Genomic DNA, 20174 nt, shown 5'->3' on the forward strand with positions numbered 1-20174 from the left:
AGCAACGGCTTCCGCTCTCGCGGCACCATGGATGCCGGGACAGGCCCGGCATGACGGGGCTGCCCCTCGACGGCGATCCGGCGGACGCCGCCGCCCATCGCCGCAACGCCGGTCCCCCGACCCTCGAACCCCCGCGAAAGATGGAGCGCCCCCGAACGCCCGGAACAAAAAGGGTAACCCCGCGCGCCTTTTGCGCTAAGGACGGCCGCGCATGCTGACTGCGCTTTCCATCCGCGACGTGGTGCTGATCGAGGCTCTGGACCTCGATTTCGGCCCCGGGCTGGGCGTCCTGACCGGGGAGACGGGGGCGGGGAAGTCGATCCTGCTCGACGCGCTCGGCCTCGCGCTCGGGCGGCGCGGCGACGTGTCGCTGGTGCGCGGCGGCGCGGCGCAGGCGGTCGTGACCGCGACCTTCGACGCCCCCGCCGCGGTCGTCGCGCTGCTGGAGGACAACGGGCTGGAGGTGGAGCCGGGCGAACCGCTGATCGTCCGCCGCATCGTGAAGGCCGACGGCGGCAGCCGCGCGTTCGTCGCGGACCAGCCCGCCTCCGCCGCGCTGCTGCGCGAGATCGGCGCGCGGCTGGTGGAGATTCACGGCCAGCACGACGATCGGGGGCTGCTCGCCCCCGCGGGCCATCGCGCGCTGCTGGATACGTTCGCGCAGACCGATGCCGCCGCGGTCGCCGCCGCGCATGGCGCGTGGCGCGGGGCGGAGGGTGAGCTGGCCGCCGCGCGCGTCGCGATCGACGCGGCGCAGCGCGATCGCGACTGGCTGGAACATGCGGTCGGCGAACTCGATACGCTGGCGCCCGAGCCGGGCGAGGAGGAGACGCTGGCCGACCGTCGCCGCCTGATGCAGCGCGCGGAAAAGGTCGCGGACGACCTGACCGCGATCGAGGCGCATCTGGAGGGCGCGGACGGCGCGATGTCGCATCTGCGGCAGGCGGCGCGCGTGCTTGAGCGGGTGAGCGAGGATCATCCCGCGCTGGCCGACGCGCTGGCCGCGGTCGATCGCGCGGTGATCGAGGGGGCGGTGGCGGAGGAACGGTTGCGCGACGCCGCGTCCGCGCTGATGCACGATCCGCGCGCGCTGGAGGATGACGAGGCGCGGCTGTTCGAGCTGCGCGCGATGGCGCGCAAGCATCGCGTCCAGCCCGACGACCTGGCGGAACTGGCGGACCGGCTGCGCGGCGATCTGGCGCGACTCAACGCGGGCGAGGAGGGGCTGGCCGCGCTGGAGGATCGCGTCGCGGCGACCCGCGCCGCCTATATGGCCGCCGCGGAGGCGTTGTCGGCGCAGCGCGTCGCGGCGGCGGCGCGGCTGGATGCGGCGGTGGCGGGGGAGCTGGCGCCGCTGAAGCTGGACGCGGCGCGCTTCCGCACCGTGGTGGCGACGCTGGCGGAGGGGGACTGGTCCGCCGCCGGGCGCGACCGCGTGGAATTCGAGATCGCGACCAATCCCGGCGCCCCCTTCGGCCCGCTGGCGAAGATCGCGTCGGGCGGCGAATTGTCGCGCTTCATCCTGGCGCTGAAGGTCGCGCTGGCGGAGGAGGGCGGCGCGGCGACGATGATCTTCGACGAGATCGACCGCGGCGTCGGCGGCGCGGTGGCCTCCGCGATCGGCGACCGGCTGGCGCGGCTGGCGGGCAGGGCGCAATTGCTGGTGGTGACGCACAGCCCGCAGGTCGCGGCGCGCGGCGCGGCGCACCTGCTGATCGCCAAGTCGTCGGACGGCGTGGTCACGCGCACCGGCGTCCGCCCGCTGGGCGATGCGGACCGGCGCGAGGAGATCGCGCGGATGCTGTCGGGCGCGACCGTGACCGACGAGGCGCGGGCGCAGGCGGCGCGGCTGCTGGAAAGCTGATCGCGGCGGCGGCGATGTCCTACACGGGGGCGGTCGTGATAGGCCGACGGTACGATGACGCCCCGTCCGCCCGCCTTCCGAAAAATGTCGTATCGACTCAACATTCGCAACATTCGCGGGTGCGGGTCAGCGCGCATTGCCCTCGCGACGCAGCGTTTCGCGGGCGATCCCCTGCAACGCCGCGATATCTTCCGGCGGCAGGCCGAGGTCGCGGCCCGCGCGCTCCTGGCGGCCGAGCGATCGGGGATCGCGGCCGGTGATCTTGCCGAAGATCGTCAGCGCCGACAGGTAATAGCCTGCGACGCTGGCGTGATACCGGTCGTGTGCCCACAGGTCGATGCGCGCGGTGACGATGCCGTCGTACGGGTCGGGGTCGGCCAGCCCGGTGTCGAACGCGCGGTTCCAGGCGAGCCCGACCGGCACCACGCCGTCGATCGCGCGCGACCCGCGCCGTGCCTTCAGCGTCCCGCGTTGCAGGTCCTGCGCCATGCGGTCGATCGGCTTGCCGTACCAATGGCCTTCCGGCAGCCACACCTGGTCCGCGCGCGCCCAGGTGGCGACCAGTTCGACGCGGACCTTCGGATTCGCGCGTTCCATCATGTCGGCCAGCAGGGCTGCGTGGCGCGCATTGTTGTCGCCGTCGCCGGGCCGGTCGCGATCGAGCGTGCTGTAGCCTTGCAGGACGACGACGTCCCATGCGCGGTCCAGCAGGCTGCGCTTCTCGGCCCAGTGCAGGTCGAGGCCGGCGCCGCCGACCGTCTCCAGGCTGACGCGGTAATCCAGCCCGGCGGCGACGGTGAACGCCTTGAACAGCGCGGGCACGCCGCCGACGCCGGTGCCGTTCAGGTCGATGACGGTGTCGGGCCGGAAGCGCTCGACCGGGGTCAGCGCGCCGTAGGTGAAGCTGTTGCCGACGAACAGGATCGTGCGCGGCGCGGTGACGGTGCGCGCCACCGGCGGGGGCATGGCGGGGGGCGTGACCGCCGGCACAGGCGCGGGCGCCCCCTGCGCCGCGGCGAGGGCGGGCAGCACGAGGGCGAGGAGGGGAAGGGCGAACCGGGCGATCATCGCGCGGCATCCTACGCCGGGCGGCGGCGGGCGAGTCAACCGGGTGCGGCGTGCGGTGGCGGCGGTGGAGCGGGTAGCGGGAATCGAACCCGCGTATTCAGCTTGGAAGGCTGCTGCACTACCATTGTGCTATACCCGCCCGGCGCCGTGAAGAAATGGTGGAAGGGACTGGATTCGAACCAGTGTACACTTGCGTGGGCAGATTTACAGTCTGCTGCCTTTAACCACTCGGCCACCCTTCCACGGGTGTCGCTCGCGAAAGCGAGGGCGCCCAATGCCGCCTTGCCGCGCATGTGTCAACGCGCCCGTTCCATCGCTGTTGCCGCTGCGCGCGTCACGCCGTAACGCGCGGGGCATGACACAGGACATGAACTGATGGCGCGGCGCGGACACCGACCCAGCCAGGCGACGGGGCAGCGGCCCCGTCTGTGGGGGCGCCACGCCGTGCTGGCGGCACTGGCGAATCCGGAGCGCAATGTGCGCAAATTGTGGGGCACGCGCGAGGCGCTGGCCCCGCTGGACCTGCCCCCGGTGCTGCCGATCGTCTTCGCCGAGGCGCCGGACCTGGGGCGGCTGGTGCCGTCCGACGCGCCGCACCAGGGACTGGTGGCGGAGGTCGATCCGCTGGAGGACGTGTGGCTGGGCGACCTGCTGGATCAGGGCGCGGCGGAAGGGGACGGGCGGCGGCGGCCGCTGATCCTGCTCGACCAGGTGACCGACCCGCACAACGTCGGCGCGGTGCTACGCTCCGCCGCGGCGTTCGACGCGCTGGGCATCGTGACGCAGGACCGGCACGCGCCGCCCGAATCGGGCGCGCTGGCCCGCGCCGCCTCGGGCGCGCTGGAGGTGGTGCCGTGGGTCAGGGTCGTGAACCTCGCGCGCGCGCTGGACGAGATCGGCGAGGCTGGCTTCTGGCGCATCGGCCTGACCGGCCACGCGCCGGTGACGCTGGACGCCGCACTGGGGCCGGACGCGGTCGCGATCGTGCTGGGCGCGGAGGGCGAGGGGATGCGACAGAATACGGAGGCGCATTGCGATGCGCTGGCGAAGCTGCCGATCTCGGGCAAGGTGGAGAGCCTGAACGTCTCCAACGCCGCGGCGATCGCGCTGTATGCGGTGACCAGCCGGGGGTGAGATGAACGCGGCCTTCCGTTCGTGCCGAGCTTAGTCGAAGCACCGGCGCCTGGCCGTCGATCCTGCTCGGACCGAACGGGGCGTACGCTCAGGCGGCCCATATGCCGATGAGCGGCGGGGTGGCGCGACGGCAAAGCCGCCGCGTCGAACGGGTCCGGCCGGCGCCGGCCCGCCGGCCGAGCCGGGCGCTGCCCGGCCGGGCACCGGCGCCCGTCAGTCCTCCTCGGCCACCGTCACGCGCAGACCGTCGAGCGCGTCGGTGAAGGGCACCTGGCACGACAGGCGCGAATTCGCGTCGCGCGTGGCGCTGGAATCGAGCAGGTCGTTCTCGTCCTCGCTCATCGCGGGCAGGCGGTCGACGAAGGCGGGGTCGACATGGACGTGGCAGGTCGCGCAGGAGCAGCAGCCGCCGCACAGCGCCAGCAATTCGTCGATGCCGGCATCGCGGATGACTTCCATCACCGACAGGCCGGATTCGCCGTCGATGTCGCGTTCTTCCCCATCGCGCGTGACGACGATAAGCTTGGGCATGCTATTCTCCCCTGAGATCCGCCCACCCCATGCCGTCGTCGGCGGTCGCCCGCAATGGGGTTGAACGCCGCGGACCTGCGGGCGGGCATCGACGCGCTGGCGACGATCGAGCCCGCCTTCGCCGCCGCGATCGCGCGCGTCGGCTATCCCGAACCGCGCATCCCCGAGCGCGGCTACGCCACGCTGCTGCGCACGATCCTGGGCCAGCAGGTCAGCGTCAAGGCGGCCGATTCGGTATGGCGCAAGCTGGGCGAGCAGGTCGGCGATCCCGCCGATCCCGCGACCGTGGCGGGGGCGAGCGACGAGGGCCTGCGCGCCTGCGGCTTCTCGCGCCAGAAGGCAGGCTATGCGCGCAGCCTGGCGGACGAGGTGACGAGCGGACGACTGGACCTCGGCGATCTTCCCGCGGACGACGAGGCGGCGATCGCGCAACTGGTGCGGATCAAGGGCATCGGGCGCTGGTCGGCGGAGATATACCTGTTGTTCGCCGAAGGGCGTGCGGACATCTGGCCCGCGGGCGACCTGGCCGTGCAGATCGAGGTCGGCCGCATCCTGGGCCATGACGCGCGCCCGAGCGAGGCGCTGACCCGCGAACTGGCAGAAGCGTGGCGACCGCATCGCGGCGCGGCGGCGATCTTCGCCTGGCACCATTACGGCGCATCGGGAGACGCCCCGCTTTGATTGGAACGTCCGCACCTGGCGGACAGCTGACGACAGTTTGCCAGTCGTGCAACAATGCTGCCGATACTGAAGAATGTGGCCACGGCATCGATCAACACCGCGGAGCCGCAAATCGTTGTTTTGACCGTGTTCGGGATCCAGCGGTGCCGCGGAAGCCGCCCTTTTACGTCGGCATTCGTGGCGCCAGTCGACACGACTGTGTATTTCAAAGGCCCAGCTAGCTCGGGGAGCGCAAGGCAACCGAGAGACAGGAAGCATCTTAAATGCGCCTTCACGATCTACTGCTCCTCGCAATAAGCGCGGCCGGTAGCGCCCAAACCTCGCCCATCACACCGCCGCCCCCGCTGCCCCCTTATGGTCCAGATCATTTTCCTCCGCCTGTTCCAATCGGTGCGGAACCGCTGATGGGTTTGACCCACGCTCAGATTATCGCGCGGCTTGGTGAGCCGACGAGCGGAGCGACCGATCACTCGGGCGGCACGATCTATTTCGAGACGCCAATCTGCTCGCTGATGATCGTAGAGAGGGCCGGCGTCGTAATTCAGGTTCTGGGGATTTCGCCCGACTCGCTCGGCATTGTGGAAGTCCCGGTTTGCTTGGCTGCTCTGGGGAAGTGACGCAGCCGGCTCATCGAAGCGGGATTGTAAGCTCCATTGGGTAGCCGGAGCGACACCCGACTTTGGCTGGCGTAGGGTTCGTGTCGCGCAACGTATTTGGCCTGGCACCATTACGGCGCGGGAGCGGACGCGGCGCCGGTGTAGCCTACCAGAATCGGCTGCCGGGGATGCCCTTGAACGGTCCCACGACGCGCGACGTGATCCAGCCGCCGTAGAATTCGCCCGGTTGCGGCACGACCGTCTCGCCGTCGACGGTGCAGCGATCGAACGGCGCGGGGTAGAAGGCGACGTGATCGCGCAGCGCCGCGAAACCCGGCGTGGGGCTGGCGTAGCTCCAGCCGACGCGAGGCAGGACGACGTCGCCGACGACCACGTCCCAATAGGCCGCCGCGCCCTTCCATTCGCAATACGAACCGCCCTCGGCGCGCCGCAGCATGCCGGGGGCGATATCGGCGCGGGGGATGTAGTAACTTGGCGGGTGGCTGGTCTCCAGCGTGCGGATCGCGGCACGCGTGTCGGCGACGATCAGGCCGCGATGCTCGATCCGGATGCGCGCGTCGGTCGGCTCGGCGATCGCGGGGCGGGGGTAGGACCAGACGCTCTCCTGCCCGGGGCCCGCGGGATCGGGGCGCGGCCTCACGAGGGTGCCACCCGGCGTGCCATGCGCTGCAAGGCGGGACGGATGCGCAGGAAGCCGGTGTAGGCGCGCTCCAGGATCCGCAGCACGATCGGCGCGCGCGCGAGCAGGCCGACCGGGCGGAGCAGCGGGATCGCGCGCCACATCGCGGCGAACGCGGCGGCGCCCGACAGCAATTGCCCATCCTCGCGCGCATGGAAGCGGGCGAGAAGCGCGCGGCGATCGAGCGGGCAGGCATCGCCCCCAGCGGACGTCGCATCGACGAAGCGGATCGCGCCGCGCCGGTCCAGCCGCCGCATCAGCGCGATCTCCGCGCGGCAGAGCGGACAGTCGCCATCGTGCCAGACAGTCAGGTCGGTCATGCGACGCATATGGGGAGCCCGTGGCCCCGATGCATCGCGGGAATCATCGCGCCGGCGTCCACCGCTGCGTCTGGCAGAAGAAGGCGATGCAGCCCTTGACCGCCAGCGACCCGTCGGGGCTGCGCGCGACGATCGACTTGTAGCTCTTCCCGTTGCGCGGATCGTAGATCGTGCCGCGCCAGTCCTTCCCCTTGTCCGCGAAGCCCGACAGGATCGCGATCCCCTGGATCGGGCGCGAGCGCAGCGCGGGGTTGGAATTGGCGACGTCGGTCTTCGGCGCGTTGGGTTGCGATTTCAGGATCTGCGTCAGGCGGCCGCACGTCGTCGCGCCGCACGGGCCGATCGTCACGACGCCGCTGCCGTCCTCGGTCAGCCAGCGGCCGGATATCGGCGTGGCGGCCTGCGCGGCAGCGGGGAACAGCAGGGCGGCGGCGAGCAGGAGCGGTTTCATCGCGCCTGACTAGCCAGATCGGCGATGAACGCGCAATGACGACGGCGTCATGCGCGGTTGAAACCGTCACGCGCCTCCCGCATGACGCCGGGGCATGACCGATTCCGCCCGCTCCCTGTCCGACAGTTTCGCCAGCGTGCCGGTACCCAAGGACGCGGGCTTCTGGCGCACGATGTTCGCGTTCGTCGGGCCGGGGTGGCTGGTCGCGGTCGGATATATGGACCCGGGCAACTGGGCGACCGACATCGCGGGCGGTTCGGCGTTCGGCTACACCCTGCTCAGCGTCGTGCTGTGTTCGAACCTGATGGCGATCGTGCTGCAATCGCTTGCCGCGCGGCTGGGGATCGGGGCGGGGCTGGACCTGGCGCAGGCGTGCCGGGCGAATACGTCGCGGCCCGTCAACTGGGCCTTGTGGGCGCTGGCGGAGGTGGCGATCATCGCGTGCGACCTGGCGGAGGTGCTGGGGACCGCGATCGCGCTGAAACTGCTGTTCGGGCTGCCCTTGCTGTACGGCGTCGTCCTGACCGTGCTGGACGTGTTCCTGATCCTGGCCCTGCAACGCTACGGCTTCCGCAAGCTGGAGGCGTTCATCGGCGCGTTGCTGATCGTCATCGCGATCTGCTTCGGCTTCGAGCTGGTCTGGGCCAATCCGGACTGGGCGGCGGCGGCGGGCGGGTTGATCCCGCGGCCGGAGATCGTGACCGATCCCGCCAAGCTGTACATCGCGATCGGCATCCTGGGCGCGACCGTGATGCCGCACAACCTGTACCTGCATTCCAGCATCGTGCAGACCCGCGCGTACGAGGCCGGGGAGCGCGAGCGGCGCCGCGCCCTGACGCTGGCGACGATCGATTCGACCGTCGCGCTGGGCCTCGCCTTCTTCATCAACGCCGCGATCCTGATCCTGGCGGCGGCGGCGTTCCACGTCGCGGGGCGGACCGACGTGGCGGATATCGAGCAGGCGCACGAACTGCTGGCCCCGATGCTGGGCGTCGGCGCGGCGGGCGTCGTCTTCGCGATCGCCCTGCTGGCCAGCGGGCAGAATTCCACCGTCACGGGCACGCTGGCGGGGCAGATCGTGATGGAGGGGTTCCTGAACATCCGCCTTCCCGTGTGGCTGCGGCGGCTGGTGACCCGTGCCATCGCGATCGTGCCCGCGGTGGTGGTCGTGGGCATGAGCGGGGAGGGCGGGGCGACGAACCTCCTGGTGTTGAGCCAGGTGGTGTTGAGCCTGCAACTGCCCTTCGCGGTGATCCCGCTGGTCCTGCTGACGGGCAACCGGCGCGTGATGGGCGCGTTCGTCGCGCCGCGCTGGTTGATCGCGCTGGCGTGGGCAATCGCGGCGGTGATCGTGGCGCTGAACGGCTATCTGCTGTGGGGAACCGTGGCGGGCTGAGCGGGCCGGAAGTTCACAAAGTTTACGCCACGTGAGGGTGCGGGGCGCGGGGTGTGGCGGGGCTTTCACGGGGCGACGACGGCATGCGCGAAGCGTGGGAACGGCCATGACGCACGTGTAACCCGGGAGGGGGGATGTAGGACAGCGGTAGCGTGGAAACGGGGACCCGTATGGAGCGCGGACCCCATGTTCGCCGTCGCGCTACGTCGACGCCCCCTCGTCCCCGGCGTACCGGATCTCGAGATACCGCTGTCGTGTCGCCAGCGTGTCGAGGTCGCCCTGCGCCAGCTGCTCGCTCATGTCGCCGATCTCGCGCTCGATCGTGGATAGGCCCTCGGCCAGCTGCTGGTCGGGGGTCTTGCCGTTGCGCGGGGTGGCGCGCATCGCGGGCGGCACGCGCTGATAGTCGCGGACGAAGGCGGGGAGCTGTTCGCCCACGAGGCGACGGATCTCGAACGCGGCGGGGGCGTCGTCGTCGAGCCCCGACAGCTGTACGCCCAACGTGTCGAGCCGCTGCTCGATGCGGTTCAGGATGGGGACCGCCGGCGCGGGAAGGGCGGGGCGTTGCGCGTCGAGCCAGCGCGCGGTCTGCATCGGCAACGCCTTCAGTTCCGCCTTCGCGATCCGTTCGGGCGTGGGCACCGGGGTCGCGGGGGCGAAGAGGATCAGGACGGTCGCCGCCAGCATCGCCAGCATCACCGCCAGGGTGCCGAACATGCCCAGCGGCATGACGATGCCGCCGAACAGCGCGGCGACGATCAGGATCGCGGCATTGACGGCAGCGATCGTCACCACGCGCGTCTTCAGACCGCCGCGCCCGCGCCGCGAGCGGCGCTGGAGCGGGATCACCTCGCCACCCTGTCGCCGCAGCTGCGCGGCGCGGGCGTCGCCGACCGCCTCGTCGACTTCCGTCACAGCGACTCCAGCCGGTACTGGTCGGCCGGGCCCGAAACGCGGTTCTGCGTCGCGCCCTCCGCCCGCGCGATGTAGCCGCGCGATTTCTCCACTTCGGTGCCCAGCGCGGTGACGGTCACCTTCATGCTGTCGAGCGCCTTCAGCTTGAACGTGTCGATCGCGTCCATCGTGTCGTAGATGTTCTGGAACGCGCGTTGCAGCGTTTCGAGCGGGATCGCGGACGCGGCGGCCTGCTCGTGGATCTGCGCGGTGTTCTGGCGCAGGAGCTTGCCGGTCGAATCAATGATGCCCGCGGTGGTGGCGTTCAGTTGCGTCACCTGTTCCAGCACCAGTTTCTGGTTCGTCAGCGCCTGCGCCACGGTCACCGCGGTGCGCAAGGCGGCGACGGTGGTGGTCGATGCGCGGTCGACGCCCTTCACCAGCTCGACGTTGTTCTTCTTCACGAGGTCCAGCGCGAGATAGCCCTGCACCGTCACCGCCATCTGCGTCAGCAGGTCCTGCGTCCGCTGCCGCGCGTAGAACAAGGCGGTCTCGCGGATCGCCTTCGCCTTCGCCGGATCGGTGGCGTCAAGGTCGTTGGCGATCTCCTCCAGCTTCGCGTCCATCGTCTGCGACAGGTGGATCATCTGTTCCAGCCGCCCCATCGCGGTCCACAGGTTCGCGCGCTCGGTGTCGATGGCGGCATTGTCCATCAGCAGTTCGTCCTTGCCGGATGCGAGGCTCTTCAGGATCGAGCTGATATGCGTCTGCGACGATTTGTAGCCGTCGAAGTAATTGCGCATCTTGCTGCCGAACGGGATGATGCCGAACAGCTTCTGCGGCGCGGTCAGGTTGCCCTTCTTGCCCGGGTCGAGATCCTCCACCACGCGGCGCAGCTCGGCCAGGTCCTTGCCGACACCGGTTTCCTGATCCATCGCGCGGACCGGGCGGTCGAGGAAGCGGTTGGACTGTCCCGCCGCCTCGCGGATCTCCTTCGCGCCCATGCTGGTGATCGCGTCGACGCGCTTGCCGAATTCGGGCGAGTTGGCGTCGGCGGCGACGAGGTCGGCGACGAACGTGTCGACGCGCTTCTCCAGCTCCGATTTCGTCCCCGTGTCGACCGGCACCAGCCCCGCCGCCTTCTCAGCGCGCACCGTGGGCACGGGATCGGGCGGGGTGAGGGTGATGGTCGGCTCGGTCGTCGTATCGGGCGTCGTCGCCATGGTCGTCCTTTCCAAAGCCCGCATCCATCGTGACGCGGCCCGGCTGATATTCAAGTGTCATATATAGCTATGGCACCGCTGCGCCAACCTTCTTGCGCACGATGACAGCGCCGGGCGCGGCTGCTATCGTCGGGCGCGAGGAAGGTGCGCGATGAACGACATGGCGAAGATCGTCCGCAACGGCACGCGGCAGAGCGTCGAACTGCCCGAGGGTTTCGGTTTCGACGGCGACGAGGTGCACGTCCGCCGCGACGGCGCGCGGATCGTGCTGGAATCCGCGGGCGAGATCGACGCGGACACGGGGCTGCCGATGGAGACGCTGCGCGCGCTGATCCAGGAGGGGCTGGACAGCGGGCCGAGCGAGGTGTGGGATACCGAGGCGTTGAAACGTGAAATGCGTGCGCGCCTGAAGTGACGATCGTCCGTTCGCCGCGCGCGGTCGATGACCTGTTTGCGATCTGGTCCTACATCTACGATCACGACGAGGCCGCCGCGGATCGGTTGATCGAGCGGATCGAAGCGAAGCTGTCGCGCCTCGAATCGTTCCCCGGTCTCGGGGCAAGACGGTCGGCTGGCGACACCGACATGCGCAGCGTCGCGATCGGCCGTTATATCCTGTGGTATCGCGCGTTGCCGGACGGTGTCGAACTTGTCCGCGTCCTCCACGCGTCGCGCGACGCGTCCCGCCTGACATTCGACTGACCCTTCCCGCAACGCAGCATCTGCGCTATGGGCGCCCGCGAAACCCGCTGCACGTTCGCGCGGGATACCCAGGAATCCGCATGAACCTGCGCAACATCGCCATCATCGCGCACGTCGATCATGGCAAGACCACTCTCGTCGACCAGCTCTTCCGCCAGTCGGGCACCTTCCGCGACAACCAGCGCGTCGAGGAGCGCGCGATGGATTCGAACGATCTGGAGAAGGAGCGCGGGATCACGATCCTGGCCAAGCCCACCTCGATCGAGTGGGAAGGCGTGCGCATCAACATCGTCGACACGCCCGGCCACGCCGATTTCGGCGGCGAGGTGGAGCGCATCCTCAGCATGGTCGACGGCGTCATCCTGCTGGTCGACGCGGCCGAGGGCGCGATGCCGCAGACCAAGTTCGTGACCGGCAAGGCGCTGGCGCTGGGCCTGCGCCCGATCGTGGTCGTCAACAAGGTCGACCGCGCCGACGCGCGCATCCAGGAAGTGCTGGACGAGGTATTCGACCTGTTCGTCGCGCTGGAGGCCAGCGACGAGCAGCTCGACTTCCCCGTCCTCTACGCCTCGGGCCGCAACGGCTATGCCTCCACCGACATGGACCGGCGCGAGGGCACGCTGACCCCGATGTTCGAGACGATCGTCAGCCACGTCCCGCCCCCCAGCCTGGACGAGGACGCGCCGTTCAGCTTCCTCGTGACGCTGCTGGACCGCGACAATTTCCTCGGCCGCATCCTGACCGGGCGCGTCCAGTCGGGCGTGGTGAAGGTGAACCAGCCGATCCACGCGCTGGACGACGACAGCAACGTGATCGAGACCGGCCGCGCGTCGAAGCTGATGAGCTTCCGCGGGCTGGAGCGCGTGCCCGTCGAGGAGGCGCGCGCGGGCGACATCATCAGCCTCGCCGGCCTGACCGTCGCCACGGTGGCGCACACGATCTGCGACCCGTCCGTGACGCAGGCGATCCACGCGCAGCCGATCGATCCCCCGACGCTGTCGATGCGCTTCGCGGTGAACGATTCGCCGATGGCGGGGCGTGAGGGCAGCAAGGTCACCAGCCGGATGATCCGCGACCGCCTGATGCGCGAGGCGGAGACGAACGTCGCGATCAAGGTCACCGAGGCGGCCGACCGCGACAGTTTCGAAGTGGCGGGCCGCGGCGAATTGCAGCTGGGCGTGCTGATCGAGACGATGCGGCGCGAGGGCTTCGAACTGGGCATCAGCCGCCCGCGCGTGCTGTTCGGCGAGGATGAGGACGGGAAGAAGACCGAGCCGTACGAAACCGTCATCATCGACGTCGACGAGGAGCATTCGGGCACGGTCGTCGAGAAGATGAACGTCCGCAAGGCGGAGATGACCGACATGCGGCCGTCCACCGGCGGCAAGACGCGCATCACCTTCAGCGCGCCGTCGCGCGGCATGATCGGCTATCATGGCGAGTTCCTGTCGGACACGCGCGGTACCGGGATCATGAACCGCCTGTTCGAGCGATACGGTCCCCACAAGGGCCAGATCGAGGGGCGCAAGAACGGCGTCCTCATCTCCAACGGCGCGGGCGAGGCCAACAGCTACGCGCTCGGCCCGCTGGAAGGGCGCGGCATCCTGTTCGTCGGCCATGGCGAGGCGCTGTACGAGGGCATGGTGATCGGCGAGAACGCCAAGACGGAGGACCTTGAGGTCAATCCGATGAAGGCGAAGCAGCTGACCAACTTCCGCGCATCGGGCGGCAAGGACGACGCCATCCGGCTGACCCCGCCGAAGAAGATGACGCTGGAACAGGCGATCGCCTATATCGACGACGACGAGATGGTGGAGGTGACGCCCAAGTCGATCCGCCTGCGCAAGCGTCACCTGGACCCCAACGAGCGCAAGCGCGCGAGCCGGTCCAAGCAGGCGGCGTAACCCGACCGACATCGACGGACGGCCGACGGCCGGGGGCGGGTACGCCTCCGGCCGTCGTTGCGCAGGGCCCCCGCGGGCCGTTGCCGCTGTTACCTTTTTGCAACGCACAACGAACGACTTACGCGAAGGCGGGAATCGACTCGTGCGTGTAATCGAACCGACATATTGCAGCGGCAGGGCGCGCATCGGACGGCGGAGAATCGCCGCGGATGCGTTTCACGGGCCAGGGCCCAAAACGGGGTTACAACATCATGCGAAACAGCCTGTTCCTGGGCGCCGCGGCGATCGCCATGATCGCCCCGGCCGCCGCGATGGCGCAAGAGACGACGTCGACGATCCGGGGCAACGTCACGTCGGGCGACGCGCCCGCGGCCGGTGCGCGCGTGGTGGCGACGCACGTCCCGTCGGGCACGGTGACGGAGACGACGGCCGATGCGAACGGCGTCTACACGCTGAACGGTCTTCGCGCCGGCGGTCCTTTCACGGTCGAGGTGACCGCCGCAGAGGGCAACACGCAGGTAACCGACATCTTCACCGTCGTGGGTCAGCCGTACACGCTGCCGATCGACCTCGCCACGGCATCGGGCGGCAGCGACATCGTCGTCACCGCGGGGTCGATCCAGGGCGCGGGCGTCACGTCGGACGGACCGCAGACGGTGCTGACCGCGCGCGACATCGCGAAGGTGGCGTCCGTCAATCGCGACGTCCGCGATCTGGCGCGCCGTGATCCGTTCGCCAATCTCGACGCGTCGAACAGCCGGGCGGTCAGCTTCGCGGGCACCAACCCGCGTTTCAACCGCTTCACGATCAACGGCGTGCAGGTCGGCGACAATTTCGGCCTGAATTCCGATTCCAACCCCACCGGCCGCGGCCCCATTCCGTTCGACGCGATCGAGCAGTTCTCGGTCTCGATCGCCCCGTTCGACATCCGCCAGGGCAATTTCCAGGGCGGCGCGATCAACACCACGATGAAATCGGGCACCAACAACTTCCAGGGCACCGGCTTCTATTCGACCAGCACCGACGAGATGCAGGGCAAGCGTCTCCGCTCGCTCGACATTTCCAGCTCGCTGCCCAGCTATAATTCCGAAACCTATGGCGCCACGCTGTCGGGACCGATCGTCGCCGACAAGCTGTTCTTCATGGTTTCGGCCGAGCGCAACACCGATCCGCGGCCCTTCACGCCAAGCGGCATCGCGCAGGTTCCTGGCCTGACGCAGGGCACGCTGGATACGATCACGGGCATCGCGCAGTCGCGGTACGGTTATGACGCAGGTACGATCCTGCCGCTGAACAACCAGGTGGACGAGAAGATCGTCGGCAAGATCGACTGGAACATCACGACGGGCCAGCGCCTGTCGCTGTCCTACATCAACGCCTACGAATCTGCCGATGTGCTTCAGAATACTGCGGTCAACAACGCCGCTACGCCGCAGATCGGCCTGTCGTCGAACGCATACAGCCGCAGCGTATTGCTGCGCGCGGGCATCGTGCAGCTGAATTCGGACTGGACCGACCGCCTGTCGACCGAAGTGCGCGGCCTCTACAAGTGGAACCGCGTCGGTCAGGACGCGCTGGGCAACCGCAATTTCGCGCAGTTCCGCGTGTGCGCCGCGCCGACCAGCATCATCGCCGCCAGCGGCAGCGACACGGCGACGGGTTGCGGCACGGGCGTTCCGGTCGTGTCGTTCGGGCCGGACATCAGCCGTCAGGCGAACCAGCTGTTCTTCGACACCTGGGGTGGGTCGGCGCTGGCGAAATATTCGGCCGAGGGGCATGACATCCGCGCGCTGGTCGAGGTGAATCAGAACCGCACGTTCAACCTGTTCCAGCAGAACGTGACGGGCAATTATTACTTCGACTCGATCGCGGACTTCCGGGCGGGCAACGCCAGCGGGGCGAACATCGCAATCCCGCTGACGGGCGACATCAACACCGTCGCCGCCGATTTCCGCTACACCCAGTTCACCTTCGGGCTGGAGGATGCGTGGCAGGTGACCGATACGCTGCGCGTGACGTCGGGCGTGCGCTACGACCTGTATTCGATGGGCGACACGATCCCGTTCAACCCGTTCTTCCAGGCGCGTACCGGTTTCCGTAACACCAAGACGTTCAAGGGGTTGGATAATTTCCAACCGCGCATCAGCTTCGAATGGACACCCGACAATGCCCTGCGCGTGCGCGGCGGCGTCGGGATCTTCGGCGGCGGATCGCCGGACGTGTATCTGTCGAACAGCTTCTCGACCACGGGCGTCCTGGCCAACGCCTTTGCCAGCGGCGGGACGCTGGGCGTGACGCGCGCCACTGCTGCGGGAACAGCGACCGCGACCTGCGCGGGGTCGTCGTTCAACGCTAACGGCGTGTGCACCGGATTCCTGAACAACGTGACGGGCACTTCGGTGCCGGCGGTGGTGACCAACTATCTGGCCAACAATACCGGATCGCTGGCGACCGCGGGAACCGCCGCGCTCGATCCGGACCTGCGTCTGCCGTCGAACATGAAGGCGACGATCTCCGCCGACTACAAGCTGTTCGGCCTGAACATCGGCGGCGACTTCCTGTATACGAAGACGCTGAACGCGCCTAGCTTCACCGATGCGCGCTCGATCGTCATCGGCACGCTGCCCGACGGTCGTCCGCGCTACAACGCCTCGACCTTGTATAACGGGCAGGTCACGACCTCGGCAGGCGTGCCGATCGTCAACGGTGTCGGGTCGGACGGCAACAGCGACATCATCTTCTTCAACGAGCGCCGCGGTCGCAGCTTCGTCGCGGTCGCGCGCGCGTCGAAGGACTTCGACTTCGGTCTCGACCTGGGTGCCAGCTTCACCTGGCAGGACGTGAAGGATGTCAGCCCGGCGACGTCGTCGACCGCGGGATCGCTGTACGGCAATGCCGCAATGTCGAACCCGAACCTGCCCGCCTACGGCATCTCCGCGGACCAGATCCGCTGGATGGTGAAGTACAATGTCGGTTTCGATCGCGCGTTCTTCGGCGACTACCGCACCGTAATGCAATTGTTCGGCGAGACGCGCGCGGGACGGCCATACAGCTACACGATGCGCAACAACGTTCAGGGCCGGTCGCCCGTGTTCGGGACGATCAGCAACAACGACCGCTATCTGTTGTATGTGCCGACCAGCACGACCGATCCGCTCGTGACCTACGACACGACGGCGACGCGCGACTCGCTCGAATCGTTCATCAACGGCAGCGAGCTGAGCAAGTATCGCGGGAAGATCGCGCCGAAGAACATCGGTCGCAATCCGGTTTATACGAAGATCGATCTTCACCTGGAGCAGGAAATCCCGACCTTCGTCGGCGGATCGCGTCTCGCGTTGTTCGCGGATATCGAGAACCTGCCGAACCTGCTGAACAAGAATTGGGGTGGCCTGCGCCAGTTCGGTTTCCCGCAGACCGGTCGGGTCGTGGACGTCACCTGCCTCACCACCGCGGGCAATGCGATCGGTGCGGGCACCGCGGCGAACGCACCGACGCAGCCGTGCGCGCAGTACCGCTACTCGGTCTACAACGAACCGAACGAGCGCGCGGTCGTGAACAACGGGTCGTTCTACTTCATCCGCGTCGGCGCCCGGTTCAGCTTCTGATCCGCGCCGTCGCCTGAACCATGGGCCGTCGTCCTTTCGCAGGACGGCGGCCCTTCTTTTTTGCGTCGCGGGCGCGCGCTTGATACAAGCGGCGTCGCATGGCGACCCTTCCGGCACCCGGTACCCCCATTATCGCCACCGTCGGCGGCCCGCTTTCGTCGAAGGGCGGGCGCCCGGTGTTCGTGCGCCCGTTCTTCGAGGACAAGGCGGCGGCGTTCTGGAAATTGCAGGCGGTGGGGTGGACCGGCTACCTCGTCCTGCGGTCGGTATCGTCGCTGTCGACCAGCGTATCGTTGCAGACGATCGTGCCGGTCATCATCGAATCGATCCTGGGCTATTGCATCACGCTGCTGCTGAGCGTGCTCTACGCCTCCTATCGCGGGATGCCGCGCGTCATGGGCGTGTTGCTGACCGTCGCGACACTGGTCGGCGCCAGCCTGTTCTACGCCTTCCTCGACGCCTTCTCCTTCTCCTTCATGCGCGCGGTGCCGGGGGTCGATCTCGCCGCGTTCCTTGTCTGCTTCTACGTCTGCACGACCGTCCTGACCGGGTGGTCGGCGCTGTATTTCGGGATCAACTTCTACCTGATCGTCGAGGAGCAGATCGACCAGATGCAGGTGCTGGAGACGCAGGCGTCGTCGGCGCAGCTGGCGATGCTGCGGTATCAGCTGAACCCGCATTTCCTGTTCAACACGCTCAATTCCATCTCCACCCTGGTGCTGCTGAAACAGACCGACCGCGCGAACGCGATGCTGTCGCGCCTGGCGTCGTTCCTGCGCTACACGCTGGCGAACGAGCCGACGGCGCACGTGACCGTCGCGCAGGAGGTGGAGACGCTGAAACTGTATCTCGACATCGAGAAGATGCGGTTCGAGGACCGGCTGCGCGCCAAATTCGACGTGGACGAGAATGCGCAGGCCGCGCGGCTGCCGTCGCTGCTGCTCCAGCCGCTGGTCGAGAATGCGATCAAATATGCGGTGACGCCGCAGGAGCACGGCGCCGAAATCTGCGTCACCGTGCGGCTCGTCGGGGAACGCGTTCTGCTGGGCGTATCCGACACCGGTCCGGGATTGATGCCGACGAAAAGCCGTCCAAGCCTTTCAACCGGCGTGGGCATCGCCAATATCAGGGAGCGGCTGGTGCAGGCATACGGGCCTGACCATCGGTTCGATGTGCGTGCCATGCCGACCGGCGGGTTCGGGGTCGAGATCGAGATCCCGTACCAGCGCGAGATACCGGGCGAGCAGGCGGCGGCGTAAAAGCGCTCCTGCCGCCGGCAGTGGAGACCGTACAAGACATGACCATCCGTACCATCCTCGTCGACGACGAGCCGCTCGCGATCCAGGGGCTCGAACTGCGGTTGCAGGCGCACGACGACGTGGAGATCATCGCCAAGTGCCAGAACGGGCGCGAGGCGATCAGCGCGATCAAGACGCACAAGCCCGATCTGGCCTTCCTCGACATCCAGATGCCGGGGTTCGACGGTTTTTCCGTCGTCCAGGGCCTGATGGACGTGGAGCCGCCGCTGTTCGTGTTCGTCACCGCCTATTCCGACCACGCGCTGCGCGCGTTCGAGGCGCAGGCGGTGGATTACCTGATGAAGCCGGTGGAGGACGCGCGCCTGGCGGAGACGCTGGACCGCGTGCGCCAGCGATTGTCGGAGCGGTCGAGCGTCGGCGAGGCGGCGAAGCTGAAGGAGGCGCTGGAGGAACATGCGCCCGAGGCGGCGGCGGAGATGGCCGAACTGGGCGACGGCGGCGGCGACCCGCTGGCGGCGAACCGGTTCGAGAAGATGATAAACATCAAGGATCGCGGCCAGATTTTCCGCGTCGACGTCGACACGATCGAGCGCATCGACGCCGCGGGCGACTATATGTGCATCTACACCGGCGACAACACGCTGATCCTGCGCGAGACGATGAAGGACCTGGAGAAGCGGCTGGATCCGCGGCGGTTCCAGCGCATCCACCGCTCGACGATCGTCAATCTGGACCTGGTCAAGCAGGTGAAACCGCACACGAACGGGGAGTGCTTCCTGGTGCTGGATTCGGGGGCGAGCGTGAAGGTGTCGCGGTCGTATCGCGACGTGGTGGCGCGCTTCGTCCATTGAGCGATGCGGTCAGGGTCGCGGCATTCTATCGCTTCGCGCGGCTGGCCGATCCCGCGGCGCTGCGCGGGCCGTTGCTGGCACTGGCGCGCGAGCGCGGCGTGCGGGGGACCATCCTGCTCGCGACGGAAGGAGTGAACGGCACGATCGCGGGCACCGCGGAAGCGGTGGACGCGGTGGTGGCGCATGTGCGCGGCTGGCCCGGCTGCGCCGACCTCGCTCCGAAGTACGGCGATGCCGCGGCGATGCCGTTCCACCGGCTGAAGGCGAAGGTGAAGCGCGAGATCGTGACGATGGGCGTCGCGGTCGATCCCCTGCGCGATGCGGGCGCCTATGTCGCGCCGGCGGACTGGAACGCATTGATCGCGGACCCCGAAACGGTGGTGATCGACACGCGCAATGCCTACGAGGTCGCGGTCGGCACCTTTCCGGGCGCGGTCGACCCGGGGACGGCGGGGTTCGCGGACTTCCCCGCGTGGTTCCGCGCCAATCGCGACGCATTGCTGGCGGGCAAGCGCCGCGTGGCGATGTTCTGCACCGGGGGAATCCGGTGCGAGAAGTCCACCGCCTTCCTGAAGGGGGAGGGGGTGGAGGACGTGCACCACCTGGACGGCGGGATCCTGCGCTACCTGGAGGAGGTGCCCGCGGCGGACAGCGTATGGGCGGGCGAATGCTTCGTCTTCGACCAGCGCGTGGCGGTGGGGCAGGGACTGGCGCCGGGCACGCACGTCCTGTGCTTCGCGTGCCGGATGCCGGTGAGCCCCGCGGACCGGGTATCGCCGTTGTTTGCGGAAGGGGTGAGCTGCCCTTCGTGCCACGACACGCGGACCGCGGACGAGCGCGCGGGCTATGCCGAGCGGCACCGCCAGCAGCGACTGGCGGAGGCACGGGGGCACGCGCACGTGGGCTGGCGGGAGGAGGACGAGGCCGCGCGATAAGCGATGACGGCGGGGCGCCGGCGTCCCATGTCCCGCGCCATCACGCCCACGCTTCCA

The 20174-nt window shown here is 68.5% G+C and carries 19 protein-coding genes and 2 tRNA genes; 12 read left to right on the top strand and 9 right to left on the bottom strand.

Going from position 1 to position 20174, the window contains the following annotated elements; translation table 11 throughout:
- Positions 1-211 precede the first annotated feature (211 nt).
- Positions 212-1864: a DNA repair protein RecN gene (recN, locus tag ASG29_RS07550; protein ID WP_055982527.1), complete on the top strand. Its 1653-nt coding sequence runs from the start codon at positions 212-214 to the stop codon at positions 1862-1864.
- A 126-nt stretch (positions 1865-1990) separates the two neighbouring features.
- Here recN and ASG29_RS07555 read toward each other — a convergent pair whose 3' ends face one another.
- The 3 genes from ASG29_RS07555 to ASG29_RS07565 all read right to left on the bottom strand — a co-directional run bounded on the left by ASG29_RS07555 (position 1991) and on the right by ASG29_RS07565 (position 3174).
- On the bottom strand, positions 1991-2932 hold the full coding sequence (locus tag ASG29_RS07555; RefSeq protein ID WP_055982529.1) for a DUF4886 domain-containing protein: 942 nt from the start codon (positions 2930-2932) through the stop codon (positions 1991-1993).
- A 65-nt stretch (positions 2933-2997) separates the two neighbouring features.
- Positions 2998-3071: transfer RNA gene (locus ASG29_RS07560), tRNA-Gly, on the bottom strand.
- Between the two features lie 17 nt (positions 3072-3088).
- Positions 3089-3174: transfer RNA gene (locus ASG29_RS07565), tRNA-Tyr, on the bottom strand.
- A gap of 133 nt (positions 3175-3307) precedes the next feature.
- Between ASG29_RS07565 and ASG29_RS07570 the strand changes: the two genes are divergently transcribed.
- Complete coding sequence (locus ASG29_RS07570; protein ID WP_055982531.1) at positions 3308-4066, top strand: TrmH family RNA methyltransferase; 759 nt, start codon at positions 3308-3310, stop codon at positions 4064-4066.
- Between the two features lie 213 nt (positions 4067-4279).
- Here ASG29_RS07570 and ASG29_RS07575 read toward each other — a convergent pair whose 3' ends face one another.
- Positions 4280-4597, bottom strand: coding sequence for a 2Fe-2S iron-sulfur cluster-binding protein (locus ASG29_RS07575; RefSeq protein WP_055982533.1), 318 nt, complete (start codon positions 4595-4597; stop codon positions 4280-4282).
- A 54-nt stretch (positions 4598-4651) separates the two neighbouring features.
- Between ASG29_RS07575 and ASG29_RS07580 the strand changes: the two genes are divergently transcribed.
- Both ASG29_RS07580 and ASG29_RS07585 read left to right on the top strand, forming a co-directional pair.
- A complete protein-coding gene (locus tag ASG29_RS07580; RefSeq protein WP_055982535.1) occupies positions 4652-5278 on the top strand; it encodes a DNA-3-methyladenine glycosylase family protein in 627 nt (208 codons plus the stop codon).
- A gap of 404 nt (positions 5279-5682) precedes the next feature.
- Complete coding sequence (locus ASG29_RS07585; protein ID WP_055982537.1) at positions 5683-5895, top strand: hypothetical protein; 213 nt, start codon at positions 5683-5685, stop codon at positions 5893-5895.
- Between the two features lie 145 nt (positions 5896-6040).
- Here the strand turns inward: ASG29_RS07585 and ASG29_RS07590 are convergent, their stop codons facing one another.
- The 3 genes from ASG29_RS07590 to ASG29_RS07600 are packed head-to-tail and all read right to left on the bottom strand — an operon-like array spanning position 6041 to position 7345.
- Positions 6041-6535 (bottom strand): DUF427 domain-containing protein, encoded by a 495-nt coding sequence (locus tag ASG29_RS07590; protein WP_055982539.1) that lies wholly within the window; start codon positions 6533-6535, stop codon positions 6041-6043.
- The gene (locus ASG29_RS07595; RefSeq protein WP_055982542.1) at positions 6532-6894 is read right to left on the bottom strand and encodes a thiol-disulfide oxidoreductase DCC family protein; all 363 of its coding nucleotides are present in this window, start codon (positions 6892-6894) and stop codon (positions 6532-6534) included. Before ASG29_RS07595 ends, ASG29_RS07590 begins: the two co-directional genes overlap by 4 nt.
- Positions 6895-6937: 43 nt before the next feature.
- Positions 6938-7345: a DUF2147 domain-containing protein gene (locus tag ASG29_RS07600; protein ID WP_055982545.1), complete on the bottom strand. Its 408-nt coding sequence runs from the start codon at positions 7343-7345 to the stop codon at positions 6938-6940.
- 94 nt (positions 7346-7439) lie between these two features.
- Between ASG29_RS07600 and ASG29_RS07605 the strand changes: the two genes are divergently transcribed.
- Positions 7440-8741, top strand: coding sequence for an Nramp family divalent metal transporter (locus tag ASG29_RS07605; protein ID WP_055982547.1), 1302 nt, complete (start codon positions 7440-7442; stop codon positions 8739-8741).
- A gap of 201 nt (positions 8742-8942) precedes the next feature.
- Here the strand turns inward: ASG29_RS07605 and ASG29_RS07610 are convergent, their stop codons facing one another.
- A complete protein-coding gene (locus ASG29_RS07610) occupies positions 8943-9656 on the bottom strand; it encodes a hypothetical protein (protein ID WP_055982549.1) in 714 nt (237 codons plus the stop codon).
- On the bottom strand, positions 9653-10858 hold the full coding sequence (locus tag ASG29_RS07615) for a toxic anion resistance protein (RefSeq protein WP_055982551.1): 1206 nt from the start codon (positions 10856-10858) through the stop codon (positions 9653-9655). Before ASG29_RS07615 ends, ASG29_RS07610 begins: the two co-directional genes overlap by 4 nt.
- Before the next feature lie 151 nt (positions 10859-11009).
- Here ASG29_RS07615 and ASG29_RS07620 point away from each other — a divergent pair, with 151 nt between their 5' ends.
- From ASG29_RS07620 to ASG29_RS07650, 7 genes are all read left to right on the top strand, one after another.
- Positions 11010-11273, top strand: coding sequence for a hypothetical protein (locus ASG29_RS07620; RefSeq protein WP_055982553.1), 264 nt, complete (start codon positions 11010-11012; stop codon positions 11271-11273).
- The gene (locus ASG29_RS07625; RefSeq protein ID WP_055982555.1) at positions 11270-11560 is read left to right on the top strand and encodes a type II toxin-antitoxin system RelE/ParE family toxin; all 291 of its coding nucleotides are present in this window, start codon (positions 11270-11272) and stop codon (positions 11558-11560) included. The genes ASG29_RS07620 and ASG29_RS07625 overlap by 4 nt, the downstream gene beginning before the upstream one ends.
- Positions 11561-11640: 80 nt before the next feature.
- Positions 11641-13464, top strand: a complete 1824-nt coding sequence (gene typA, locus ASG29_RS07630; RefSeq protein WP_055982557.1) for a translational GTPase TypA — start codon at positions 11641-11643, stop codon at positions 13462-13464.
- Between the two features lie 251 nt (positions 13465-13715).
- Positions 13716-17072 carry a TonB-dependent receptor gene (locus ASG29_RS07635; protein WP_055982559.1) on the top strand — a complete coding sequence of 1119 codons (3357 nt, stop codon included), beginning with the start codon at positions 13716-13718 and terminating at the stop codon, positions 17070-17072.
- Between the two features lie 98 nt (positions 17073-17170).
- Positions 17171-18331, top strand: coding sequence for a sensor histidine kinase (locus ASG29_RS07640; protein ID WP_055982561.1), 1161 nt, complete (start codon positions 17171-17173; stop codon positions 18329-18331).
- A 38-nt stretch (positions 18332-18369) separates the two neighbouring features.
- Positions 18370-19182 (top strand): LytR/AlgR family response regulator transcription factor, encoded by an 813-nt coding sequence (locus ASG29_RS07645; RefSeq protein ID WP_055982563.1) that lies wholly within the window; start codon positions 18370-18372, stop codon positions 19180-19182.
- Positions 19179-20117 (top strand): rhodanese-related sulfurtransferase, encoded by a 939-nt coding sequence (locus tag ASG29_RS07650; protein ID WP_055982564.1) that lies wholly within the window; start codon positions 19179-19181, stop codon positions 20115-20117. The genes ASG29_RS07645 and ASG29_RS07650 overlap by 4 nt, the downstream gene beginning before the upstream one ends.
- Positions 20118-20174: the final 57 nt, after the last annotated feature.

It is taken from the genome of Sphingomonas sp. Leaf412, assembly GCF_001425405.1.
Classification (GTDB): Bacteria; Pseudomonadota; Alphaproteobacteria; order Sphingomonadales; family Sphingomonadaceae; genus Sphingomonas.